We start from the raw sequence: 22572 nt of genomic DNA on the forward strand, positions 1-22572 counted from the left end.
GTCGTTAGTGCCAGCGATCATCACTGCTGAAACCGGAAGCCACGAGTTGCCGTGGTTGTCATTGCTTTCTCTTCAACGAGAAGCCAACCGACACTGCACATCCATTGTCATAGCTTCGGACCAGGCCAGCGGTTATTTGGAAAGAGTGTTTCGACGATCGCAGATAAGGAAAGAACCCCCCTGTCATCCAGGTGACGGCCCATGATTTGCAAGCCAATCGGTCGGCCGTCATTTGTGAAGCCGATCGGAACAGAGGCCGCAGGTTGACCGGTAAAGTTTGCGAGCGCCGAGAATGGAACCCACGCTGACGGAGGAAGAGCTTGCCCCGCTATTTCCGCCGGGCCGTCTGTATCTATCGGAAAAGCCGCCGTTGCGGTTGTCGGCGTTAGCAGGAAATCAAAGTCGGCCATGAACTTGGCGGTAATATTGACAACCCGCTTCCGCTCCAAAAGTGCGGCAGTGAACTGGTCCGCGCTCCACGTGCGCTCAAGGATGCTGCCTATCCAGCCGTCCAATTCGATCCCGCGCTCGGCGGCCATGGCCTTGAGGCCCGCGCGATCCGTCTCAAGCGCAACGAGGGTGTCGAGCAGGCCTTCCGTGTTGCCGACGGCCGGATAAGCGCAGTCGATGGTACCGACTATCCTTTCCAACTGCCGGACGGCATTTTCGAAGACCGCGCTCACTTCCGGATCGACGGGCGCAAAGCCCAGATCATGCGTATATGCAATGCGGACATCTTTCATCGTTTCCATGCCATCCAAAGCCCAATCGCGGGCTTCCGATGGAATCGAGTGCCTGTCGTAAGGGGTGGGGCCGCTGATAACGGATAGGGCAAGGGCGGCATCCGCCGCGTTGCGGGACAATGGACCGATGTGCTCCAGGGACTCCCAACTGGACTGGCCAGGATACCGTTCGTCGCGACACCCTGGATAAAGAGGTACACGCCCCCAGGAGGGCTTCATGCCGAAGACGCCGGATAGCGACGCGGGGATTCTTATTGAGCCGCCGCCATCACTTCCCAGGGCCAATGGAACCATTCGAGCGGCTATAGCAGCGGCCGAGCCGGCACTGGAGCCGCCCGGGGTCAGAGCCGTGTTCCATGGGTTCCGTGTCGTAGGGAAAAGGTGATTGTGGCCGACAGCGCCATAGCCAAATTCAGAAGCATTCGTTTTGCCGACAATGATCGCATCTGCCGCTCTAAGGCGTTCGACAACGATGTCATCCTGATCGGGCACAAAATCGTCATACAGACGCGACCCAAACGTCGTGCGTAGACCTCGGGTGCATATCAGGTCCTTCACAGCGACGGGAACACCTGCGAGCGGCCCCACGGGCAATCCGGCAGCAAGGCGGCGATCGACGTCCTCTGCCTGAGCCATTGCCGTTTCGTCCAAGGTGCAGAACGCATGTAGATCGCGGTCGAGCTCTCTAATACGGGACATAGTTGCCTCAGCAATCGCGCGCGCAGTCCATTGTCGCTCGATGAGCGCTTTCGATAGCTGTGTTAAGTCAAGCTCCAACGGCGACTGAATAGGCATATCCGATCCGATTCCAGAAATACGAGTGATTGACCTGTCAGGCTGCAATACACGGATTCTCGGGTCCGCTTATGAAGTTTCCGGCCTGAAAGCGGACTGACCGCTTCCCATCTGTGGACGCCCCATCTGTGGACGCCCCATGAGACGCAAGCGGTTTTTTGAAGGTTGGCACGTGGTCGGATGCTGCCATCTGTCCGGCCTCTGATGCAGCACCAGAGGCTGCGGGCCCGTATGGGAGTTCGCGGATCGGATCCATATCACCCACAGCGTGCTCGAGGCACAGTGGAAAGCCCTGGTTTTCCGACCCCGTCTCGCCGACTGTTGCGCCATACCTTCCTTCGACCGACTACGTCTCCGACGACCCCTGGTCCGCCTTGGCTTACGCCGCAACGGCGACCGGAGCTTTGTATTCCTCCTGCTTCAAGAGCAGCGCCCAGATGATGCGCGCCGTCTTGTTGGCCAGTGCGACCGTGACCAGCATGCGTGGCTTTCGAGCCATCATCTGCTCAAGCCACGAACCCGCCGGCGCACCACGTTTGCTCGCCTGCAGGACGACGGCGCTGCACCCGATGATGAGAAGACGTCGTAAGGTTCGCTCGCCCATCTTCGTGATCGACCCCAGCTTTTGCTTGCCCCCAGTCGAGAGCTGACGCGGAGCCAGACCCAGCCAGGCGGCAAAGTCTCTTCCTTTGGTGAACGATTCGGGCGGTGGAGCGAGTGCGGCAATCGCCGTGGCCGTGATCGGGCCCACGCCCGGTATCGTCATCAGTCGCTTGGCAATCGCATCTTCTCGGGCTCGCTGCGCGATTTCTTTATCCAGTTCGCCGATCTTCCCGTTCAATACTTCAAGCAGATCGAGCATCGTTCGGAACATCGGCCTGGCTGCCTCCGGAAGCGATGATCCCATGTCACCATCAAGCAGGTCGCCCAGCACCGCCACATGTGAGGGGCCTTTGGGTGCAACCCAGCCATACTCGGTCAGATGACCCCGAATGGCGTTGATCAACTGGGTGCGCTGCCGCACCAGCAGATCGCGGGTTCGGAACACCAGCGCCGATGCCTGTTGCGCCTCGCTCTTGATCGCGACGAACCGCATGTTCGGTCGCTGCGCAGCTTCACAGATTGCCTCGGCATCGACGGCATCGTTCTTGTTCCGCTTCACGAATGGTTTTACGTAAGCCGGAGGGATTAGCTTTACCTCGTGACCCAGTTCCGTGAGTTCGCGGGCCCAGTGGTGCGCACCGCCGCAGGCCTCTAACGCCACCAGACACCGTGGCTGTTTGGCGAAAAACTCAAGCAACTTTGTGCGGCTGATCTTCCGGCTGAAGCGAGCCTGCCCGCTGGCAGCCGCGCCATAGGCGTGAAAAACGTTCTTCGCGATATCAAGCCCGATTGTGGTAACTTCTGACACGGACGCCTCCTCAAGTGGTGTTCAACACCTCCACTTTGGCACATCGATGCCGCCGGGGGGCGTCCACCCCATCACCCCACGCCGGCCATTTCGATTCTACACCTGAGCGGTCGAGGTCTGCTTCTGCGTTTCCAAGATGCGGTAGACTTGCATCCGCGAGCACCCCACCGCCTTTGCAATAGCTGTCGCGCCCATCCCCAATGCGTTCATGGCCTCGATACGTGATCGGTCAAGGCGGCGCTTGCCGCCCTTGTACACACCTTCGGTCTTCGCTCGCTCGATGCCCTCGCGCTGGCGCTCGCGAATGAACCGGCGCTCCATGGTGGCGACCATGCCAAGGACCGTGAGGATGACGTGCCCCATTTCGCCGCGCGTAGACACATGTGGGTCGAGCACGGTGACGAACGCGTCCCGCTGTTCGCACTCGTGGATGAGGTTCAGCACGTCGCGCGTGTCGCGCCCCAGCCGGTCAAGGCGGGTGACGACCAGCTCGTCGCCGGGGCGCAGAAACTCTATGATCGTCGCCAATTCGGCGCGACCATCGCGGCTCGCCCCCGATACCTTCTCAGATCGGATAATTTCGCAGCCTTCGGCTTTCAGCTTCGCGAGCTGTAGATCGAGGTCCTGATCAATGGTGCTGACGCGGGCGTAACCAATGCGGGCCATGTGTCACCTCAAGCTTTAGGCCCGAGGCTACCCTGTCACAAATAGTCGCCGTCAAGGACGATGTGACAGATATTGCAATGGTGACGCTGCTCGCGCCGAGTGTCGCCTCAGGGTACACCCTGCTGCAACAGGATTGACTACCTTGGGCCGATCGATAGGTTGAGCCTAAGCGAGAACTTTTCCCAGCATATGGACGACGATTTTGGCCGAGAGTGTAGACCCGTACGCCTGAAGACGATCATTTTTTTCCTCGTCTGCTAAGTCGACAACCGTTTTAACAGCAAAAAAATCCACGTTTCCCTGTGCGAGATGGCAAGCTCTGGACACTCCATATACTTCCATATCTAAGCCAAGTAGCCTCTTGTGCTGATCAGCAATCATCTCCTGCAGATGGTTCGAAGCAATTACAGCAGAGCCACTCACCAACGGCCCAATATGAGCAGTTCCGGTCTGATCCTCGCGCGCTGCTGGGATACTCTCTCTAAAAGTCTTGAATGAATCCGTTTGCTCTATTTCTTGACGCAACAATGTGCGAAGCCGCTCGTTTAGCGGCATCTGGTATTCTTCAAGTTTGAAGTTCGGCCCCGACCACTTTCCGGCTTGATGTTCCCAGCAGTTATCGACGCACACGACGTCGCCAATCTTCGATCGAGCAGAGAATCCGGCGCAGATCCCTGACATCGCAACTACCCGTGGGGAAAACAACTCAATCGCCCGCGCCGTAACTGCTGCGGCATCCACGATTCCCATCCGGGGAAGGAGCACGCATATGCCTCGGTAGTCGCCAACCTTCAGACGCAGACAATCAAGTCCACCTAAAATAATCAGTGGCCCAAGGCTCGCGTCAGTGTATTGATAGCTTTGCCTTTCCATCGGCAATGCGCAAACAATTAAAAACGTGCAGACTTCTCTACTGTCGACTCGCTGACATATGACGTCGAGTACATCCCGCCATGTTGGATTTACATCAGAGTAGTGGATTAAAACAATACCTGCTTCGCTGAACTCTAATCGACGCGCCTCGACTACATCATCGAATGCAGAAAGCGCGATGACCTGTGAACGCACATTGTGTTCCGACTGACGAACTGCATCAACAATCTGTTCGGAAACGTCGATTGGTTCTCCGCCCCTCATAGGGGGAAGGACGAGATCAAGGACTATCAGGTCGTACTGCTTCTGGGTCAGAGCCCGAATGCCATCGGAGACACATGTGTGTCGATCGAGCTCTAACCCTTCCGAAAAACGATCAGAAAGTACTGCAGAGATATCCGACGCTTTAGTGTCGTTGTCGTCAATGATTAGGATGTTGGTCAAAGCACTCTCGCACGATTTTCTGAAACGTCGTTCTCCATTCCGGAGCAAACTCATCGTACTGGACGATGCCATGCAACTCGATATCAACAATTTTCGGCAATATGAAAGGAACTTGTTCTATCGGTATAAGCTGTCCATTAATCTCGATTTCTGGATACTGAGTGACAACGATTACTGGATCTCTGCGTCGCTTCTCATTGAGGTTCAATAGAATCTCTAGTCCTCCAGACGGCATCTGTCGTGGATTGCCTATTCCAAGAGTGCGATCATGGCTGGGAAGGGCCATGTCAAGTAAGACCAAGTCAAAGACGCTCGATCGCACGGCCGCCACCGCAGTCTGAACGGAGACAACCAACACCACATCGACCTCGTGCAGGATTTCCGCCATGGCGTCCCGCAAACCCTTCTCTTTGTGGGGATCATCTTCTACGAGGAGCACACGGATCATGCTGTCGCAAGAAAAAGGTCAAAGGAGCATGTAAGCGTGGCGTCGCTGCCCCAGTAAGCCACGTTTCGGATCTCCTTGCCCTCGCTTTCTAAGCTACGCAGTTTCGGTATCCCACTTTCACCTTCAACGACCATGGCTCCGTCTATGGGTTTGCTCATCGCTTGATCGATTCGCCTCAGAACCACATTCATCATATCAGAGTTGAGAATACGGTTCGAAATTTCGACGTGGACAACTACGCGTTCAAGCTCGACCGACTTCTTTGTGGCGATGCGCAGTAATCCTGTGCGGTTGCCGTAAATTGCGGCATTTTTGACGATCACATACAGCGCATCATACACGTACTGATGACGGTGGCCGACAATCCTGATTGAAGCCTCGTCGACAATCTCGACCTCCGGCTCATAGCCGCTGACCTGAGTTCGTGCTTCCTCAACGACGATGCGGAACAGTTCTTCCAGCGTCGCTGAGGGGAGTGTCTCAGGAGGCTGGGCAAACCAACTCGCGATTTGAGCTACACGCTCCTGAACGATAGCGTTCGCGCGATGTATCGCGACGCGGGCGTCCCTAAGTGCTTGTTCTTGCGCAGCAGGAAGATCGCGACTGTCAAAGAATAGCCGTTCTGTTCTGTAACGCTCTAGCTGCTGACGGATATTAACAAGGTCGGGACCAACTAGAAGCCAACAATGCTGATGTATAACGTCCATCACTTGAGGAACGTTAGTGGTGCTATCTAGTAAATTCTCGATGTCTTTGTAGATCAATTTCAGATGGCTGATTTTTGCATCCGTGTCTAAATGAGGGACAATTAGTCCTTTTGGCTTTTCAGCTGATCTGATCTGGATGCGATCCACCGCGAAACGGCGAACATCACTTTCAAACGAGCGGAGACGCTGCGCCACAAAAGCTGCAATATCGGGGTTCCGCTCTTGTTCTGCTGCAATGAACGCTCCGAGTATCGTCCGCACTTCTGCCGTAATTGTCCCAAAAAAGGTCCCGTGGCGAATCCGGCGTCCAATATAAGAATCCAGCCCGAACGACCGATTCGAACAGAATTCGTGGAAGACCTTTGCCACTATTCGCGCCAACTGCAACCCGGGATCGCTCAAGAGCAATATCTCGTTCTGAGCCTCGCTGACATTTTCAACCGGGCGTAGTATAATCTCACCAGAGGTGATTAGTGAACGTATTGCCGTTGCCACCTCGTCCTGCATCCAGTGTCGTAAACGGGTGCCATCTACGTGGAGCCGGTTAGCATCAATTTCATTTCGAAGACGGAGCAGCTTGTTCTCAAGCGAAAGGGACCGAGCACGCTCTTTGTGTACTTCACTATCGGTGTAATCTCCGTACCACGTGAGCATCCGTTCTCGCGTCTCCCATACTGCTTCAACGGATTCATAAAGACCGTACAGTTGCGTCAGAAACTCGTCGGTCCAGAAACCAAAGTAGTACTCTCCGACTGACGGTGCAGCTGAGTAGATGGATTGCAGCATTGCGAGAATGTCGCCATCGTAGTCGTCAAGCACCATGCGCTCTGTAGCCTGTCGCACCGCATAGTCGGTGGTGAGGCTCTGGTCCGCATCAAACACGATTGTCGTTCGGAGTAGTTCGTACAATGGGTCGTTGGGCTTCGGCGGCAGCGCCGCGGAAAGTTCCACTGCCGTCAAGATCAAGGGGATGTTTTCACAGGCGTCCAAAGCGGCAAGCAATTGCTCGCCAGAGACATCGAGAGCTTCTGTGCTATTTGTAACGATGTATGCGAAGGTGCCTGTCAGTTCAAGTCGCCCAGCAGGTAGCGCTCCTGATCGAAACTGCGCACGATCAGTACTGCCGCACAACGCGAGAATTCCCTCTGTTGGACTCCACTCATGGTCTATAATCAGCGGTGAAGACGGAATTGGGGCAGTAAAGAGGCCGTCATATCGACCAGACATACAACGTTCGATACTGGCTCGGAATGAAAGGGCGGCGCTATAGTTTCCTAGAGCTGGTGAGTGACGAAATAGAAACTCTGATCGTTGACCGAATTTATCATCATAGAATGGTTCGAGAGGTAGATGATCTGTGGTGAACCGCGCGGCCTCATGTGCGAGGCGTACCGTCTCTGGCACGGCAGCGACTAGATCGGATGGAAATTCTAAGCCCGATTGCGTGTACAATTCGGCAGAAGAAAGTATGTACTGCGCCAAGTCGATAACTGAATAGCCCGCAAATGCGCGTGCTCTGTCGTATATCTCGACATCCTTATCAGTAAAGGGGCTAAAAAAGCCTGTAATATAATGCCTGACCTGTCGGTTAAGACGATCACCTCGCGCGAAATTCATGAACGTTCGGCGGGTCGTAAGATACGATCGCGAAGCATCAAACGCGTCTTCTATTGCAACAAAGAAAATGCTTCTCTTGCGGTCATTGAGCGGGGATAGAATAGTCTCTATTGCAATATCAGTTTTTGGGATTGCGGTGTGTCTATAACGTAAGCTCATCAGGCGAGTTACGAGATCAATGGAATATCCGAACTTATCGACTACCGTCTCTAGGCACGCAACAATTCGTTGGTCGTCTGATGCCTCACACAAAATGTCCAGTTCATGGGTAAACTCAACATATTGACGTATAACGTCATTATATTCGTTCATGAGACGATCGGCGTAGGCTAGGAAAGCCTTCTCGGGCATGGTGACAGAATAGGTGATATCGGCGACCGCGGGCGGCAACGGCGGGAGAGGGAGCGAAAGCGTCACCTCACCCGCTCGTTGAAGTGCGCTCAACGCATCCACAACGGTTTTATAATCCTGGCCTTTAGCCACTCTGAGTATGTTGTCAGTCTTTTCGCCGAGAGAATTGTCACCCTTCTCGGCGAGAAGTCCTCGAACAAGATTTCGAACGGCTGCCGAACGGATGGACCGCAACTGCCTTGCGATTTTTAAGCTGCGGTTAGTTTCTGCCATCTGATTCTCTCTATAGGCCCCATGTCGACATCTAAACGCACGGGAGCTATTTGCCAAAAAACAGATGTGGGACGCTAGGTATGCCGGGCACCAGAGTCCACTTCTGAGATGCAGCTGCTTAGACCGAGACATTTAGGCATCCGCAGACGTTGCCAGTCGCGATCAAAGGTCTCAGCCACCACCGGCTTCTGAGAGTGTTGGTATATTTGTTGGTGCCCGGTTTAAGCGTGGGGCGCTAAGATACGGAAAAAACTAATAATATCGGTGTTGGTTTGGTAGGCTCCGGGCCACCAGATATGTTCCTGCGGCGAGAGCAGATTCAGGAACCAGTACCGGTTAGTTCGAAACCGAGATAGCTGTTCGCCCCCCGTCGTCAAAAGGTTGTATCTCAGATAGGGCCATTTCGTCGGCCGCAATTTGTGCTCGCGGTAAGCGCAGGCAAGCACTCCACGTGAGCACACCCGACGAATTGTAAGAAAACTCGCGCAGAATCTGAATCTGCAACGCACCTCGTCGGCTCAGTTGCCCTTCACAGCAGCGATTACGGCCTCTCTGGGGGTGCCTTCGGCCAATCTGGCAACGAAGTAGCTCTTGCCACCATCATCCGCTGCGCGACCCGCGTAGCGCTCATATGCTGCATCGACAAATGTATTGTCGTCCGCGATCCTGAGCACATTGTCGGGCTCCGCGTGGCGCATCTTCGTCGCCACCACGTCGAACAGCCACTCATCCCTGTGGCCGAAATGAGCGATCTCGAAACCGGCATCGTGCAGTGCATGCTTGAGAGAAAGCTCAGTGAAGCCGTTCAGGTGATAGTCGCCCTCGTAGCTTTGAGTCCCGAACATGCATTGCAGGAGATGCTGATGCCCCTGCTCACTGGCAAACTGTTCGTCTCGCATCAGAGCGACAATCGCCACCACGTCAGGGACGCGAACGTCCAATTGCCCACCAATCTTGAGGACACGGTTCCATTCGAGCAGAGCGGTGGCGCATTTGACGCGGTGAATATGCTCCAATACGTCCTGGGCGAGGACGTAGTCAGCCGAATTGCTCTCGATTGGCTTCAGCCAAGTGACGTCACAGACAAGGTCCGGCCCGTGGTGATCATGCATATCGACATTGATCCATCCCTCACGAACATCGAAGCCACAGCCAAGATTAAGCCTGATTCCCGTCGCTGGCGGTTCCGGCTTTTTCACAGCATCTATTGCGGATGATGTTTCAGTGTTTTCTGTTGAATAGAACAGGCGCTTCAAGGCGCGCGAAACGGACATTAATCTCTTTCTGATTACTAACTATCCTACCGACCTCTCTTGACCGCAAAAGGTTGCGGGATAAATCCCTGATTGCGTCGCGCCAGCGGGAATTCTACCAGAGATGCGTGTTCCAGTCGGTGTGCGAGCCGCTTCCGCGGCGCACGACTAGCTAGAGGGAGGCATACAGGTGGACCATAATGTTCACCTTACCCAGCCGGATTCCCGAGACCTCTAGGCTCTTGCGAGACCGTGGGCTATCAGGCGGTCGAGCAGGCCGGCGTAGTCGATGCCGCTGGCCGACATGGCCTTGGCGTACATGCTGATGTCGGTGAAGCCGGGGATGGTGTTGACTTCGTTGATCAGGATGCGCTCGCCGGCGACGAAGAAATCGACGCGGGCCATGGCGTCGCAGCCGAGCGCGCGGAACGCGCGTTCGGCCATCTCACGCATCCTGCTTTCGATCGTCGGTGGCAGGTCTGCCGGCACCTTCAGCAGCGCGCCGTCGGCGTCGACATATTTGGCCTCGTATGAGTAGAAGCCGTGACTCTCGGCCGGGACGATCTCGCCCGGCCGGGACACGAAAATGCCGCCGTCGGTATCTTCCAGCACGCTGCATTCGATCTCGCGCGCGGCGATGAATTCTTCCGCCAGAAGCTTGCTGTCATGGGCAAAACCTTCGGCGAGCGCCGTGTCGTAGTCGGCTTGGCTGCCAACCTTGCTGACGCCGACCGACGAGCCTTGGCGCGCCGGCTTGACGAAGACCGGAAGGCCGAGCGTGGCGTGCAACGCGTCAAAGGAGGGCACGTCGCCGGGGATGATGGTGACGGACCGGGCCGTCGGAAGGCCCGCTGCCGTGAAGAGCTGCTTTGCGACACATTTGTCGAGTGCTGTCGCAGAACCAAGGATGCCGCAGCCGACGAGCGGGACGCGCGCCACCTGCGCCAGCCCCTGGACCGAACCGTCCTCGCCGTGGAGCCCATGCAGCACCGGGAACAGGGCGTCGATCTTCGGCAGCTCGTGCGCTTGGTCTTGCTTTGCAAGGGCGATGATCCGGCCTAGCCCGCCGGGCACCAGGCACAGTTCCGGGCCGCTCGTGGGCCGAGCAAGTTCGCCGTCCTGGAAACTGCTCGGCAGCCAGCGCCCGTCGCTGGTGACGTAGACCGGGACCACGTCATATCGCGCGGGGTCGAGCGCGGCGACGACGTTGGTGGCCGAAAGGACGGAGACCTCGTGCTCGGCGGAACGCCCGCCGAACAACACGGCGATGCGCAATCTACCATCCGTTCCAACCATGGATTCTCCATTCCAGTGAGCGTGACGACGTCGATCACCGATAGTCAAGTCGCCGCCAAATGTCTGCCGGGAATGTCGGAAGGCGGCGCTTTTCGGGCGGTGGGCGGGCGCATCCGTGAATGCGCGTGCAAAGCTCATACAACTGGTTGACACGCATGGGCGTCATGACGCTAGATGTAGTCGTCATGGTCTTTCGAGTCGGTCCGGCTCGGAAGCTAAGAGGGAAGCCGGTGCCCCTTCAGGGAAAGCCGGCGCTGCCCCCGCAACTGTAAGCAGTGAGCTTGAGTCGAGTGACGCCACTGATGCCTAACGGCATCGGGAAGGCAGACGAGAGCGGCGACCTGCGAGCCAGGAGACCTGCCGTGACGATTTTGAACGAACCTACGGGCGGGGTGTCCCGGCGGTGCGCGATGCTTACGTGTGGGTGAAGTCCGCGCGTCCTTGCATGCGTTCCACGCAATCCCCGTCCACAACGCCCACGGGGACAAGATGCCGGCAACTACCATCCATCACGAAACGGGGCCAAGAGCTCCGATCCTGCAAGAATCCGCAGCGACACAATCGGCCGAACCCGGCTACCGGGTAATCCGCCGCAACGGCGCGGTCACGCCCTTCGACGCCAGCAAGATCATGCTGGCGCTGACAAAAGCCTTCCTGGCGGTCGAGGGATCGACGGCGGCCGGGTCACGACGGGTGCACGGCATCGTCGAGGACCTGACGGAGCAGGTGGTTTCGGCGCTTACGCGCCGCGCCGGCGAGGGGCGCACCTTCCACATCGAGGACGTGCAGGACCAGGTCGAACTGGCGCTGATGCGCAGCGAGAACCACAAGGTGGCGCGGGCCTATGTGCTCTACCGCGAAGAGCGCTCGCGCGAGCGGGCTGCAGGAACGCTGGTGGCCGAACTGCCGGCCACGCCGGCACTGCACGTGAAGGCGGAGGACGGCACGCTGCTGCCGCTGGACGAGGCACGCCTGGCGCGGGTGGTGGAAGAAGCATGCGACGGGCTGGAGGCGGTGTCGGCCGCGCCGATCATCGCCGAGGCCAGGCGCAATCTCTATGACGGCATCACGCTCGACGAACTTTCGCTGGCGCCGATCCTGGCCGCGCGCACACTGGTCGAGCAGGAGCCGAACTATGCCTTCGTTTCGGCCCGCCTGCTGCTCGACCGGCTAAGGCGCGAGGCGCTGACTTTCGTCGCCGGGAGACCGGAGCAGGCGACACAGGCGGAAATCGCCACGCGTTATGCGAGCTATTTTCCGGAGTACATCCAGACAGGCATCGACGCCGACCTGATCGACCCCGAACTGGCGCGGTTCGATCTGAAGCGCCTGGGCGACGCGCTCAAGCCGGAGCGTGACCTCGACTTTCAATATCTGGGGCTGCAGACCCTCTACGACCGCTATTTTCTGCACACGAAGGGCAAGCGGTTCGAGCTGCCGCAGGCGTTCTTCATGCGCGTGGCGATGGGGCTGGCGATCCGCGAAATCGACCGCGAGGGCAGGGCGATCGAGTTCTACGACCTGTTGTCGTCGTTCGACTTCATGGCCTCGACACCGACGCTGTTCAATGCGGGCACGACGCGACCGCAGCTTTCATCCTGCTTCCTGACGACCATCGGCGACGACCTCGACGCGATCTTCAAGGGTGTGAAGGACAACGCGCTTCTGGCGAAGTATTCGGGTGGGCTGGGCAACGACTGGACGCCGGTGCGTGGGCTTGGCGCGCACATCAAGGGCACCAATGGCGAGAGCCAGGGCGTGGTGCCGTTCCTGAAAGTCGCCAACGATACCGCCATCGCCGTCAACCAGGGCGGCAAGCGCAAGGGCGCGGTCTGCGCCTACCTGGAGACGTGGCACGTCGACATCGAGGAGTTTCTCGACCTGCGCAAGAATACCGGCGACGACCGGCGCCGCACGCATGACATGAACACGGCGAACTGGGTGCCGGACCTGTTCATGGAGCGCGTCGAGGCGAACGGCGAGTGGACGCTGTTCTCGCCCGACGAGACGCCGGATCTGCACGACCTTTACGGCAAGTCGTTCCGCAAGGCCTACGAGGCGCATGAGGCGCGGGCGGCGGCCGGCGAGGTGAAGGTGTTCCGCAAGATCAGGGCCGTCGACCTGTGGCGCAAGATGCTGACGATGCTGTTCGAGACCGGCCATCCGTGGATCACGTTCAAGGACCCGTGCAACATTCGCTCCCCGCAAGGTCATGTCGGCGTGGTGCATTCGTCCAATCTGTGCACCGAGATCACGCTCAACACGTCGAAGGACGAGGTAGCGGTCTGCAACCTCGGATCGGTGAACCTCCTCAATCACGTGAGCGAGAACGGGCTCAACCTCGACCGGCTGGCCAAGACGATCGGCACGGCGATGCGCATGCTCGACAATGTCGTCGACATCAATTTCTACACTATTCCCGAAGCGCGTGCGTCGAACCTGCGCCACCGCCCGGTTGGGCTCGGCCTGATGGGCTTCCAGGATGCGCTGCAGAAGCTGCGCATCGCGTATGCGTCGGATGCGGCGGTGGATTTCGCCGATCGTTCGATGGAGGCGATCAGCTATCACGCGATCTCGGCATCAGTTGATCTCGCAGCCGAGCGCGGACGCTATGCCAGCTTCGATGGCTCATTGTGGTCGAAAGGCATCCTGCCGATCGATTCGATCAAGCTGCTCGAAGAGGCGCGGCCCGGCGTCGACATGGATGCCGGCGCGACGCTCGACTGGGAAAGCTTGCGCAAGCGCGTCAAGAAGACCGGCATGCGCAATTCCAATACGATGGCGATCGCGCCGACCGCGACGATCTCCAACATCTGTGGCGTGTCGCAGTCGATCGAGCCGGGCTACCAGAACCTGTTCGTCAAGTCGAACATGTCGGGTGACTTCACCGTGGTGAACGCCCAGCTCGTTCACGACCTCAAGGCCCGTGGCCTGTGGGACGAGGTGATGGTGTCGGACCTGAAATATTTCGACGGGTCCATCGGCCAGATAGACCGCATACCCAACGATCTCAAGGCGATCTTCGCAACCGCGTTCGAGATCGACTCGGCGTGGCTGATCGAGGCCGCCTCACGCCGGCAGAAGTGGATCGACCAGGCGCAGTCGCTCAATCTCTATCTGGCCAATCCGAGCGGCAAGAAGCTCGACGAGCTCTACCGCTTCGCGTGGAAGAAGGGGCTGAAGACGACCTACTATTTGCGCTCGCGCTCGGCGACGCATGTCGAGAAGTCGACGCTGAAGGGCACGGACGGCAAGCTCAATTCAGTATCGGCAGGCGCTGTCGCGGCTCCGATCGCGATCGATGCCAATGCCGCATGGGGCAAAGCCTGCGCCATCGACGATCCCGAATGCGAGGCCTGCCAGTAAGCGCGGCGCGTCCTCACCCCTCATCCATCTCGGCGCTCACGCGCCGACCCACCTTTTCGCCTTGTGGGAGAAGGTCGCCGAGCGAAGCGAGGTCGGATGAGGGGTCGTGAAACAGCAAAAGGAAAAAGAACAATGCTCGACTGGTCCGAACCGAAAGCCGCTCCGGCCAACCTCATCCCCGCCGATGCCGAAACCGACGCCACGGGTCTCGGTGAGATCGAACGCGGTGCCGCGCGCGTGTCCGTGGATGACAAGCGGATGATCAACGCACGTGCGGACGTGAATCAATTGCTGCCGCTAAAGTATCGCTGGGCGTGGGAAAAATACCTTTCCGGCTGCAACAACCACTGGATGCCGACCGAGGTGTCGATGCAGGCCGACATCGCTCTGTGGAAGTCGAAGGATGGGCTGACGGAAGATGAGCGGCGCATGATCAAGCGCAATCTCGGCTTCTTCGCGGCCTCGGAATCGCTGGTGGCGAACAACATCGTCCTGGCGATCTACCGCCACCTGACCAACCCCGAATGCCGGCAGTACCTTCTGCGCCAGGCATTCGAGGAGGCGATCCACACGCACACATTCCAGTACATCGTCGAAAGCCTGTCGCTGGACGAGGGCGAACTCTTCAACATGTATCGCGAGGTGCCCTCGATCACCGACAAGGCGGCATGGGCGCTCAAGCACACGCAGAACCTCGACGATCCGGACTTCAGGACCGGCACACCGGAAACCGACACGGCCTTCCTGCGCGATCTCGTCGCCTTCTACGTCATCTTCGAAGGCATGTGGTTCTACACCGGCTTTGCACAGATCCTGTCGCTGGGACGCCGCAACAAGATGGTCGGCATCGCCGAGCAGTACCAGTACATCCTGCGCGACGAGTCCATCCACCTGAACTTCGGCATCGACGTGATCAACCAGATCAAGATCGAGAATCCGCATTTGTGGACGAAGGCGTTCCAGGACGAAGTGCGCGGCATGATCGCCAATGCGGCGGAACTGGAGGCGTCCTACGGCCGGGACACGATGCCGCGCGGTTTTCTCGGGCTGAATGCGGCGCTTTGCGAGCAGTACATGCATTTCATCGCGAACCGCCGCTGTGCGCAGCTCGGTCTCACGCCGGTCTTCAAGGAAACCGAGAACCCGTTCCCGTGGATGTCGGAGGCAATGGATCTGAAGAAGGAGAAGAACTTCTTCGAGACGCGTGTCATTGAATACCAGAACGGCGGCGCGCTTTCCTGGGATTGACCGCAGCGACCTCCGCCGGGAGCAAATGCGTCCGGCGGAGAATGGTCATCCGCTTGCAATGAAGCCGGCGCAGAGTGCCGCCGGCTGAAACCGCAAGGATCGGGACCGCCGTGAGCCAAACCCCTGGCAGGCTGCTGGACGCATGCGAAGCGCTTCTGTGCGAGGTGGACAGCGTCGACGAACTGACGGTTCGCCGGCTGGCGGCCCACGCGCACACGACACCATCTTCTGTCAGCTATCATTTCGGCTCGCAGGAGCAGTTGATCATCGCGACGGCGGAACGCGTCTACAAGCGTCTCAACGCCGAACGCCTGTCGCTGCTGAACGCGGCAGTGCAGAAGGCTTCGCCGAATCCACCTCGGCTCGAAGACATCATCGCCGCACTGATCGGACCCTCGGTGCGATGGAGCCTCGAGCCCAATTCCAAATACCGCGTGCTTTCGCATTTCACCTCGATGGCGCAGCGCAGCCGCGAGCCAGATCTCTATCGCCCGGTGATCGAAGGCATCGAGCATCATCGCGTGTTCATGCCTTATTTCAGGCTGCTGGCACCGTGGCTGAGCGAAGCCGAGATCGGCTGGCGGATGAGTTGCGCGCTGGGCATTCGTTCGCAGGTCACGCGCAGCCGCTCGCGCAACGAAGTCCTCACCGACCACACGATCGATTTCTCGGATGCGGGGCAGGTGATCGAACGCATTGTCGAAGTGGTCGTGCCGATGTTCCGCAGGCCGGGCTGAGGCGCATCGTATCCGGCCGCCGATTCAAACAGCGTTCGAAGAGTGTCATGCGCGCGATATAGCGGACCGATAGGCCAGTCCCGTTCCAACACGGAGACGAGACATGGCGCAGGAAGTTACCTTTGTTCATCTGACCGACCTGCACATCGGTGATCCCGCAAACGACGATCACCTGTTCAGCGACACACGCCAGACGCTGGAGGAAATCCTGCGTCTCGTCGCGACCATCGAGCCGAAGCCGAGCTTCATCGTCGCCAGTGGCGACCTCAGCAATCGCGGCGATGCCGAAAGCTACGTCGCGCTGCGCGACATGATGGATGCAACCGGGCTCCCGGTGATCTACGCGCTCGGCAACCACGACACGCGCGCAGGCTTCTACACCGGCATGCATGGCCGCCAGGAGGACCTGGAGGCGCCGTATCACCATGACCGCGTCATCGACGGCGTGCACATCATCACGCTCGACTCGAGCACGCCGGGCTTCATCGGCGGCAGCATCGAGGAAGCGCAGTTCGCGTGGCTGGAGACGGTGCTGGACACCCATGCGGCGCTTCCGAAACTGGTGGTCTGCCACCATCCGCCGGCGCTGGGCGAGGGGCCGGACGTCACGCATTGGCGCCACGTCGTGCACGAGCATTCGGTGCGGCTTGGCGAGATGCTGCGCGGACGCAATGTGCTTGGCATTCTGAGCGGACATATCCATCACGACCGCGTCTCGATCTGGCATGGCATTCCCGTCATCGTCGGGACCGGCCAGCATGCGGCGACCGACATCCTGCGCACCGACGTGCTGCGCATGGTGCGCGGATCGACATTCGGCATCGGCACCATCCGTTCGAGCGGCTTGACGATGGCCTTCGTGCCGCTGCCGACCGATCGCGCCGAACTCAACGTCTATCCGCTTTCGCTGATGCGCGAACGCGCTGCGCCGGTTCCGGTCGCGGCCGAATGATCCTCCCCGTCATGAAAGGACATATTCCGATGATACGCAGGCACTTCCTGACGCTGGCGCTTGGCGCGAGCATTCTCGCCGGAGCAGGCGCCGGCACGGCAACCGCCCAGATGGCCGACAGCGTCACCGAGCCGGTGACGATCTCCTTCTACAACTACAATCTCGCGTCTGCCGGTCTCGGCCGCGAGGCGACGCTCGAACTCATCGCGGCTTTCGAGAAGGCCAATCCGATGATCAAGATCGAGCCGGTCGGCGTGCCGTCGAACGAGGTGCTCAGCCGTGTCCAGGCGGACATGATCGCAGGCCTCGAGGTCGACGTCGCGCAGCTCGTCTTCCGCGACCTGATCTATGCCGCCGAGCAGCTTGGCGCGCAGCCTCTGGAAGATGTCGTCGGCGACGAACTGTCCGCGCACGCGGCAGGCTTTGTGCCCAACGGACTGGCGCTGGGCGAGGTGAACGACAAGACCTACGGGCTCGCCTATGTCTTCTCGACGCCGGTGATGTTCATCAACCGCGATCTCTTCCGTGAGGCCGGCCTCGACCCAGACCAGCCGCCGCGCACCTGGGACGACGTCAAGCAGGCCGGCATCGCCATCGCCGAGAAGACCGGCAAGCACGGCTTCTTCCCGGGCGCCTACGGTCCAATCGACGGCACATTCGTCTACCAGTCGATCGTCATGTCGAATGGCGGCAAGGTGCGCGAGGGCAACACGCTCACCTTCGCCGACGAGAACCAGGCGGATGCCGTGGCGATGCTGCGCGACCTGATGGATTCCGGTGCGCATGCACGCATCGACGTCGCATCGCACATGGATACGTTCCAGTCCGGCAATCTCGGCATGTTCCTGTTCACGTCGGCGGTCCTGAGCCGGTTCGAGGAGGCGGCAGAGGGAAATTTCGAACTCGGGCTCGCGCCGATGCCGTCATTCGGCGAAAAGCCGACCGCACCGACCAATTCCGGTTCGGCCGTGTTCATGTTCTCGCAGGACCCGGTGAAGCAACGTGCGGCCTGGGAGCTGATGAAGTTCCTCACCTCCAACGAGGCCTACACCACCATCACCTCCAAGATCGGGTATCTTCCCCTGCGCCCGGCGACACTGACGGACGATCGGTACCTGAAGGGCTGGCTCGCGGAGAACCCGAAGTTTCAGGCCAACATCGAGCAGCTCGACCGCCTGACACCGAACGTCGCGTTTCCCGGTCCGAATTATCGTCAGGTCGAGAACATGATGAAGGAAGCGATGACCGAGGCCGTGTTCGGCGATGGTGATCCACGCGAGGTGTTGCGCACGGCACAGGAAACGGCGCAGCCGCTGATGCCGTCCAACTAAGTTTGCATCCCGTGCCGGGGCCGAGCGCCCCGGCACCAACCACCAAGACCAAGATGACCGAAACCGCCATTTCCGCTCGCCCGGCGACGGCCCCCGCGATGCCGCGTCTGCGGCTGCGGGCCGCCGAGCCCTGGTTATACCTCGCACCGGCGCTCGCCGTGGTTGCCGTGTGGACCTACGTGCCGCTGTTGCAGGCATTCGAATTGTCCTTCTACCAGTGGAACATGTTGCCGCGATCCCAACCGCAATTCGTCGGCTTGGGGAATTATGTGAATTTGCTCACACTGCCCGACATGCAGCGAGCGGTGGTCAATACAATTCTCTATACGGCCGGGCTGCTTCCTCTATCGGTGGGCATTCCGCTGGTGGTCGCACTGATGACGGCGGGACTGAGCGGGCCGCTGCGCAATCTCTATCGGGCGTTGATCTTCGTGCCGATGATCGTCGCGCCGATTGTTGCGGCAATCGTCTGGCGCTGGCTGCTCAACGAGGATCATGGCCTCGTCAATCACTGGATAGAGGCGATGGGTTTCGAAGCGGTGGGATTCCTGCGCGACCCGCAATTTGCGTTGTGGACGCTGGTCTGGATCACCGGGTGGAAGCTGATCGGCTTCTCGACGCTTCTGTTCGCGGCAGCCGACGCGGGCATCAATCCGAGCTATGTCGAGGCGGCACGCATGGATGGTGCCACCAACTGGCAGATCGTGCGCGATATCAGGCTGCCGCTGCTGTCTCCGACGATTTTGCTGCTGACGATGATGACGATCCTGTTCGGCGCGCAATGGAGCTTCGTCTACATCAACGCGCTGACCGGGGGCGGCCCGCTGGGCTCGACCACGAACGTCTATTTCGTGATGTGGGAATACGGCTTCAAGACGATGGCCGCGGGCTGGAGCACGGCCGCGGGAATGCTCGTCTTCGCGGTCTTCGGCCTCATCGCTCTGGCGTGCCTCGGGATCATGAAGAGGATGGCGTTCTATGACGAATAGCTCGCAGGCGCGTAAAGCGGGCGCCCATGCGGTGATGATCGTGCTTTCCGCGCTGGCCATCTTCCCGGTCTACTGGATGGTGCAGACGTCGTTCCGGCCCAGCAACGAGGTGTTCTCCACGCTGCTGTTTCCTACCGCCCCGACGCTCGACAATTATCGCGCGGTGATGGACGCCATGCCGATCCTGCGCATTCTGGGAAACACCTTCGTGATGGCCGCGGCGACGACGCTGGCGCAGGTGCTCACGGGGTTGCTCGCCGCCTGGGCCCTGGTGCGGTGGCGTTTTCCCGGTGGCCGGATCGCGCATTCCCTGATCGCGCTGTCATGGCTGGTGCCGTTCCAGGTGGTGATGATTCCCAACTATGTTCTGGCCACTCGGCTGGGGCTGCTCGACACGCTGGCCGGGCTGGTCATTCCCAACGCGGCCGCGGCGTTCGCGGTTCTGGTGCTCTACAATGCCATGCGCGGCTTTCCGCGCGAGGTTGTGGAAGCAGCGCGGATGGATGGCGCAGGCAGCTTCAGGACCCTAGTCGAAGTCGTGGTGCCGAACCTGCGCGCACCGCTCGCCTCCATCTCCATCCTCTGCTTCATCTCGGCATGGAACGAGTATTTCTGGCCGCTGCTGCTGATCCGAAAGATGGACAATGCCGTGGTCCAGATCGGGCTGCAGTTCTTCATGACGCAGGAAGGCAACGACTGGGGCCTCCTCATGGCCGCCGCCACGCTGGCGTCTCTGCCTATCCTCGCGCTCTACCTTGTCCTGCAGAGGCAGGTCGTCGAATCCTTCATGAAATCGGGTATCCGCTGATGTCTTCCAGTTTCGAACGCCACATCCGCCTGACGGGCGCCTTCAACGTCCGCGACCTCGGCGGGTACCCGGTGGCCGGTGGCGGCACCACGCGCTGGCGGTCGATGCTGCGCGCCGACGGCCTGCACGGCCTCGACGAGAATGACGTCGAGCGCCTGCTGGAGCTCGGCCTGCGCACCGTCGTCGACCTGAGAAGCAATGCCGAACTTGCCAACCAGCCCAGCCCGTTCGCAGCCCATGCTGTGGTGGCGTACCGTCATGTGCCGCTTTTCGAGGCGCTCGCGCCGGTGGATATGCTGACGACGGGGGCCGGCACGTTCGAACTCGCCGAACGCTATGCCGATGCTGCGGATCGCTGCCGCCCGGCGCTCGTCAAGGTCATCGAAGAGATCGACGACGCGCCGCAGGACGGCATCGTGCTGTTCAACTGCAGCGCCGGCAAAGATCGCACCGGGCTGGTTGCGGCGATGCTCCTCTCGCTGGCGGGCGTCCACGGGGATGAGATCGCCGCCGACTATGCGCTGACGGGCAGCATCGCGGCGCCGCTGCTCGAACGTCTCAAGGGGCAGGCGCTCAAGCGCGGCCTCGACGAGGCGATCGCGACGCGGTTGCTCGCATGCCAACCGGCGACGATGCATTCGCTTCTGCGCCATGTCGATGGCCGCTATGGCGGGTTCTCGGCCTATCTGGCGGATGGCGGCGTGGAGAGACGGCGCATCGACCGCATCGGCGCCCGTCTACGGGACGCCGTCGCTGCGGAATGATGGGACCCGGGCCCGTCAATCCTGCGGCTTGTCGCCGGCAGCAGCGCAGACAATGATCATCTCGACCTTGAGGGCCGGGTTGGCGAGCCGGGCCTCGAAGCAGGCGCGGGCAGGGGGTTCGACGCCGACGAGCCAACCGTCCCAGACTTCGTTGACCGCCGCGTAGTCGGCCATGTCGGCAAGAATGATCGCGACGAAGGCGAGCTTGCCCTTGTCGCTGCCGATCTTGCCGAGGCGAATGTCGGCCTTGGCGAGAAGTTGGCGCGCCTGTTCGGCTGCCGGCAGGTTGCCGTCATAGGGCGCTTCGGGGGTCACGGCAAAATAGCCGGTGCCGTTGAGGATCGTCGCAATGCTGGCGCGGCTGCCGACGCCGAGACGCTGGATGAGACCTTCGGTCAAATCTGGATTGATCGCGGCCATTGATCAGGCTCCCTTGCCTTCGGGAATGACGAAGACGGCCTCGGATGGCCAGCTAATCGTACAATCCTCGTTTTCCCTGATGACCACGACATCGCGGCCAAGCACGCGAACGCGCATCTGCTGGTCGCCGACATTGCCGATGACCAGCGCGTTGTCGCCGTAGTTGACGATGGTGTCGACATGCATCGACACGTTCTTGCGACCGTCGATCGGCTGGCGCGAGAGCTTGATATGTTCCGGGCGGATCAGCAGGCTGACGGGGCGGCCGGCATCCAGGGGCGCGGCCGGCTGATAGTCGCAATCGCCCAGCGCCTGCGTGCGCGCGACGCCTTTTGTTCCATCGACGATCGTCGCCGGGACGAGGTTGCTCTCGCCGACGAAGTTGGCGACGAAGCGGGTCTGCGGCTTGTGATAGATGTCGAGCGGGGTGGCCGCCTGCTGGATCTCGCCCTTCTCGAAAACGACGATGCGGTCGGACATCGACATCGCTTCCGACTGGTCGTGGGTGACGAATATGGTGGTGACGCCCAGTGAGCGCTGGATGCGCTTGATCTCGATCTGCATCTGTTCGCGAAGATTCTTGTCGAGCGCGCCGAGCGGTTCGTCGAGCAGCAGCAGCGAGGGCTCGAAAACAAGTGCGCGCGCCAGGGCCACGCGCTGCTGCTGGCCGCCGGACAGTTCCTTGGGATAGCGATGCGAGAAGCCCTTCAACCCAACGAGCCCGAGCATCTCTTCGGCCTTCTTCAGGCCCTCGGTGCGGCCAACGCCGCGCATTTGAAGCGGGAAGTAGACGTTGTCGGCAGCCGTCTTGTGCGGGAACAGCGCGTAGTTCTGGAAGACGATGCCGATGTTGCGCTCATGGGGCGCCAGGGCGGAAATCGAGCGGCCTTCGATCATCACGTCACCGCGCGTGGCCTTCTCGAAGCCGGCGATGATCATCAGCGTCGTCGTCTTGCCTGAGCCGCTGGGGCCGAGGAAGGTGACGAACTCGCCCTTCTCGACCGAGAGATTGACGCCGTCCAGCGCGGTGAAGTCGCCGAAAGTCTTGTTGACGTCGGTCAGTTCGAGATAGCTCGTCAT

At 59.8% G+C, this 22572-nt stretch carries 18 protein-coding genes and 1 riboswitch; of the genes, 8 read left to right on the forward strand and 10 right to left on the reverse strand.

Going from position 1 to position 22572, the window contains the following annotated elements:
- Nucleotides 1-107: 107 nt before the first annotated feature.
- The 8 genes from AAFN84_RS03150 to AAFN84_RS03185 form a co-directional block, all read right to left on the reverse strand.
- The gene (locus AAFN84_RS03150) at nt 108-1538 is read right to left on the reverse strand and encodes an amidase (RefSeq protein WP_347513051.1); all 1431 of its coding nucleotides are present in this window, start codon (nt 1536-1538) and stop codon (nt 108-110) included.
- A 379-nt stretch (nt 1539-1917) separates the two neighbouring features.
- On the reverse strand, nt 1918-2949 hold the full coding sequence (locus AAFN84_RS03155) for an IS110 family transposase (protein WP_347513052.1): 1032 nt from the start codon (nt 2947-2949) through the stop codon (nt 1918-1920).
- 96 nt (nt 2950-3045) lie between these two features.
- Nucleotides 3046-3615: a recombinase family protein gene (locus AAFN84_RS03160; RefSeq protein ID WP_347513053.1), complete on the reverse strand. Its 570-nt coding sequence runs from the start codon at nt 3613-3615 to the stop codon at nt 3046-3048.
- Nucleotides 3616-3780: 165 nt separating this feature from the next.
- The gene (locus AAFN84_RS03165) at nt 3781-4932 is read right to left on the reverse strand and encodes a hypothetical protein (RefSeq protein WP_347513054.1); all 1152 of its coding nucleotides are present in this window, start codon (nt 4930-4932) and stop codon (nt 3781-3783) included.
- Entirely contained in the window at nt 4910-5380 is a 471-nt protein-coding gene (locus tag AAFN84_RS03170; RefSeq protein WP_347513055.1) for a response regulator, read from the reverse strand. The genes AAFN84_RS03165 and AAFN84_RS03170 overlap by 23 nt, the downstream gene beginning before the upstream one ends.
- A complete protein-coding gene (locus tag AAFN84_RS03175; protein WP_347513056.1) occupies nt 5377-8328 on the reverse strand; it encodes a hypothetical protein in 2952 nt (983 codons plus the stop codon). Before AAFN84_RS03175 ends, AAFN84_RS03170 begins: the two co-directional genes overlap by 4 nt.
- Nucleotides 8329-8846: 518 nt before the next feature.
- Nucleotides 8847-9602 carry a methyltransferase domain-containing protein gene (locus AAFN84_RS03180; protein WP_347513057.1) on the reverse strand — a complete coding sequence of 252 codons (756 nt, stop codon included), beginning with the start codon at nt 9600-9602 and terminating at the stop codon, nt 8847-8849.
- Between the two features lie 213 nt (nt 9603-9815).
- Entirely contained in the window at nt 9816-10877 is a 1062-nt protein-coding gene (locus AAFN84_RS03185; RefSeq protein ID WP_347513058.1) for a D-alanine--D-alanine ligase family protein, read from the reverse strand.
- 169 nt (nt 10878-11046) lie between these two features.
- Nucleotides 11047-11257, forward strand: a riboswitch (cobalamin riboswitch).
- Nucleotides 11258-11366: 109 nt separating this feature from the next.
- Here AAFN84_RS03185 and AAFN84_RS03190 point away from each other — a divergent pair.
- The 8 genes from AAFN84_RS03190 to AAFN84_RS03225 all read left to right on the forward strand — a co-directional run bounded on the left by AAFN84_RS03190 (nt 11367) and on the right by AAFN84_RS03225 (nt 21072).
- A complete protein-coding gene (locus AAFN84_RS03190) occupies nt 11367-14243 on the forward strand; it encodes a ribonucleoside-diphosphate reductase subunit alpha (protein WP_347513059.1) in 2877 nt (958 codons plus the stop codon).
- Nucleotides 14244-14375: 132 nt separating this feature from the next.
- The gene (locus tag AAFN84_RS03195; RefSeq protein WP_347513060.1) at nt 14376-15491 is read left to right on the forward strand and encodes a ribonucleotide-diphosphate reductase subunit beta; all 1116 of its coding nucleotides are present in this window, start codon (nt 14376-14378) and stop codon (nt 15489-15491) included.
- Between the two features lie 110 nt (nt 15492-15601).
- Complete coding sequence (locus tag AAFN84_RS03200) at nt 15602-16228, forward strand: helix-turn-helix domain-containing protein (RefSeq protein WP_347513061.1); 627 nt, start codon at nt 15602-15604, stop codon at nt 16226-16228.
- A 103-nt stretch (nt 16229-16331) separates the two neighbouring features.
- Nucleotides 16332-17180, forward strand: a complete 849-nt coding sequence (locus AAFN84_RS03205; RefSeq protein WP_347513062.1) for a metallophosphoesterase — start codon at nt 16332-16334, stop codon at nt 17178-17180.
- Between the two features lie 29 nt (nt 17181-17209).
- On the forward strand, nt 17210-18511 hold the full coding sequence (locus tag AAFN84_RS03210; protein ID WP_347513063.1) for an ABC transporter substrate-binding protein: 1302 nt from the start codon (nt 17210-17212) through the stop codon (nt 18509-18511).
- 53 nt (nt 18512-18564) lie between these two features.
- Nucleotides 18565-19500 carry a sugar ABC transporter permease gene (locus tag AAFN84_RS03215; RefSeq protein ID WP_347513064.1) on the forward strand — a complete coding sequence of 312 codons (936 nt, stop codon included), beginning with the start codon at nt 18565-18567 and terminating at the stop codon, nt 19498-19500.
- On the forward strand, nt 19490-20308 hold the full coding sequence (locus AAFN84_RS03220) for a carbohydrate ABC transporter permease (protein ID WP_347513065.1): 819 nt from the start codon (nt 19490-19492) through the stop codon (nt 20306-20308). The genes AAFN84_RS03215 and AAFN84_RS03220 overlap by 11 nt, the downstream gene beginning before the upstream one ends.
- Nucleotides 20308-21072 carry a tyrosine-protein phosphatase gene (locus tag AAFN84_RS03225; protein ID WP_347513066.1) on the forward strand — a complete coding sequence of 255 codons (765 nt, stop codon included), beginning with the start codon at nt 20308-20310 and terminating at the stop codon, nt 21070-21072. Before AAFN84_RS03220 ends, AAFN84_RS03225 begins: the two co-directional genes overlap by 1 nt.
- A 15-nt stretch (nt 21073-21087) precedes the next feature.
- Here the strand turns inward: AAFN84_RS03225 and AAFN84_RS03230 are convergent, their stop codons facing one another.
- A complete protein-coding gene (locus tag AAFN84_RS03230) occupies nt 21088-21492 on the reverse strand; it encodes a Rid family hydrolase (protein ID WP_347513067.1) in 405 nt (134 codons plus the stop codon).
- Between the two features lie 3 nt (nt 21493-21495).
- The gene (locus tag AAFN84_RS03235) at nt 21496-22572 is read right to left on the reverse strand and encodes an ABC transporter ATP-binding protein (protein ID WP_347513068.1); all 1077 of its coding nucleotides are present in this window, start codon (nt 22570-22572) and stop codon (nt 21496-21498) included.

Origin of the sequence: Mesorhizobium sp. CAU 1741, assembly GCF_039839275.1 — a bacterium.
GTDB lineage: Bacteria > Pseudomonadota > Alphaproteobacteria > Rhizobiales > Rhizobiaceae > Aerobium.

Excerpts from the sequence above, each read along its gene's own strand:
- AAFN84_RS03150 (WP_347513051.1), bottom strand. The coding sequence starts at position 1,538 with ATGCCTATTCAGTCGCCGTTGGAGCTTGACTTAACACAGCTATCGAAA.
- AAFN84_RS03160 (WP_347513053.1), bottom strand. The coding sequence starts at position 3,615 with ATGGCCCGCATTGGTTACGCCCGCGTCAGCACCATTGATCAGGACCTC.
- AAFN84_RS03170 (WP_347513055.1), bottom strand. The coding sequence starts at position 5,380 with ATGATCCGTGTGCTCCTCGTAGAAGATGATCCCCACAAAGAGAAGGGT.
- AAFN84_RS03175 (WP_347513056.1), bottom strand. The coding sequence starts at position 8,328 with ATGGCAGAAACTAACCGCAGCTTAAAAATCGCAAGGCAGTTGCGGTCC.
- AAFN84_RS03180 (WP_347513057.1), bottom strand. The coding sequence starts at position 9,602 with ATGTCCGTTTCGCGCGCCTTGAAGCGCCTGTTCTATTCAACAGAAAAC.
- AAFN84_RS03185 (WP_347513058.1), bottom strand. The coding sequence starts at position 10,877 with ATGGTTGGAACGGATGGTAGATTGCGCATCGCCGTGTTGTTCGGCGGG.
- AAFN84_RS03190 (WP_347513059.1), top strand. The coding sequence starts at position 11,367 with ATGCCGGCAACTACCATCCATCACGAAACGGGGCCAAGAGCTCCGATC.
- AAFN84_RS03195 (WP_347513060.1), top strand. The coding sequence starts at position 14,376 with ATGCTCGACTGGTCCGAACCGAAAGCCGCTCCGGCCAACCTCATCCCC.
- AAFN84_RS03205 (WP_347513062.1), top strand. The coding sequence starts at position 16,332 with ATGGCGCAGGAAGTTACCTTTGTTCATCTGACCGACCTGCACATCGGT.
- AAFN84_RS03210 (WP_347513063.1), top strand. The coding sequence starts at position 17,210 with ATGATACGCAGGCACTTCCTGACGCTGGCGCTTGGCGCGAGCATTCTC.
- AAFN84_RS03215 (WP_347513064.1), top strand. The coding sequence starts at position 18,565 with ATGACCGAAACCGCCATTTCCGCTCGCCCGGCGACGGCCCCCGCGATG.
- AAFN84_RS03220 (WP_347513065.1), top strand. The coding sequence starts at position 19,490 with ATGACGAATAGCTCGCAGGCGCGTAAAGCGGGCGCCCATGCGGTGATG.
- AAFN84_RS03225 (WP_347513066.1), top strand. The coding sequence starts at position 20,308 with ATGTCTTCCAGTTTCGAACGCCACATCCGCCTGACGGGCGCCTTCAAC.
- AAFN84_RS03230 (WP_347513067.1), bottom strand. The coding sequence starts at position 21,492 with ATGGCCGCGATCAATCCAGATTTGACCGAAGGTCTCATCCAGCGTCTC.
- AAFN84_RS03235 (WP_347513068.1), bottom strand. The coding sequence starts at position 22,572 with ATGACGAGCTATCTCGAACTGACCGACGTCAACAAGACTTTCGGCGAC.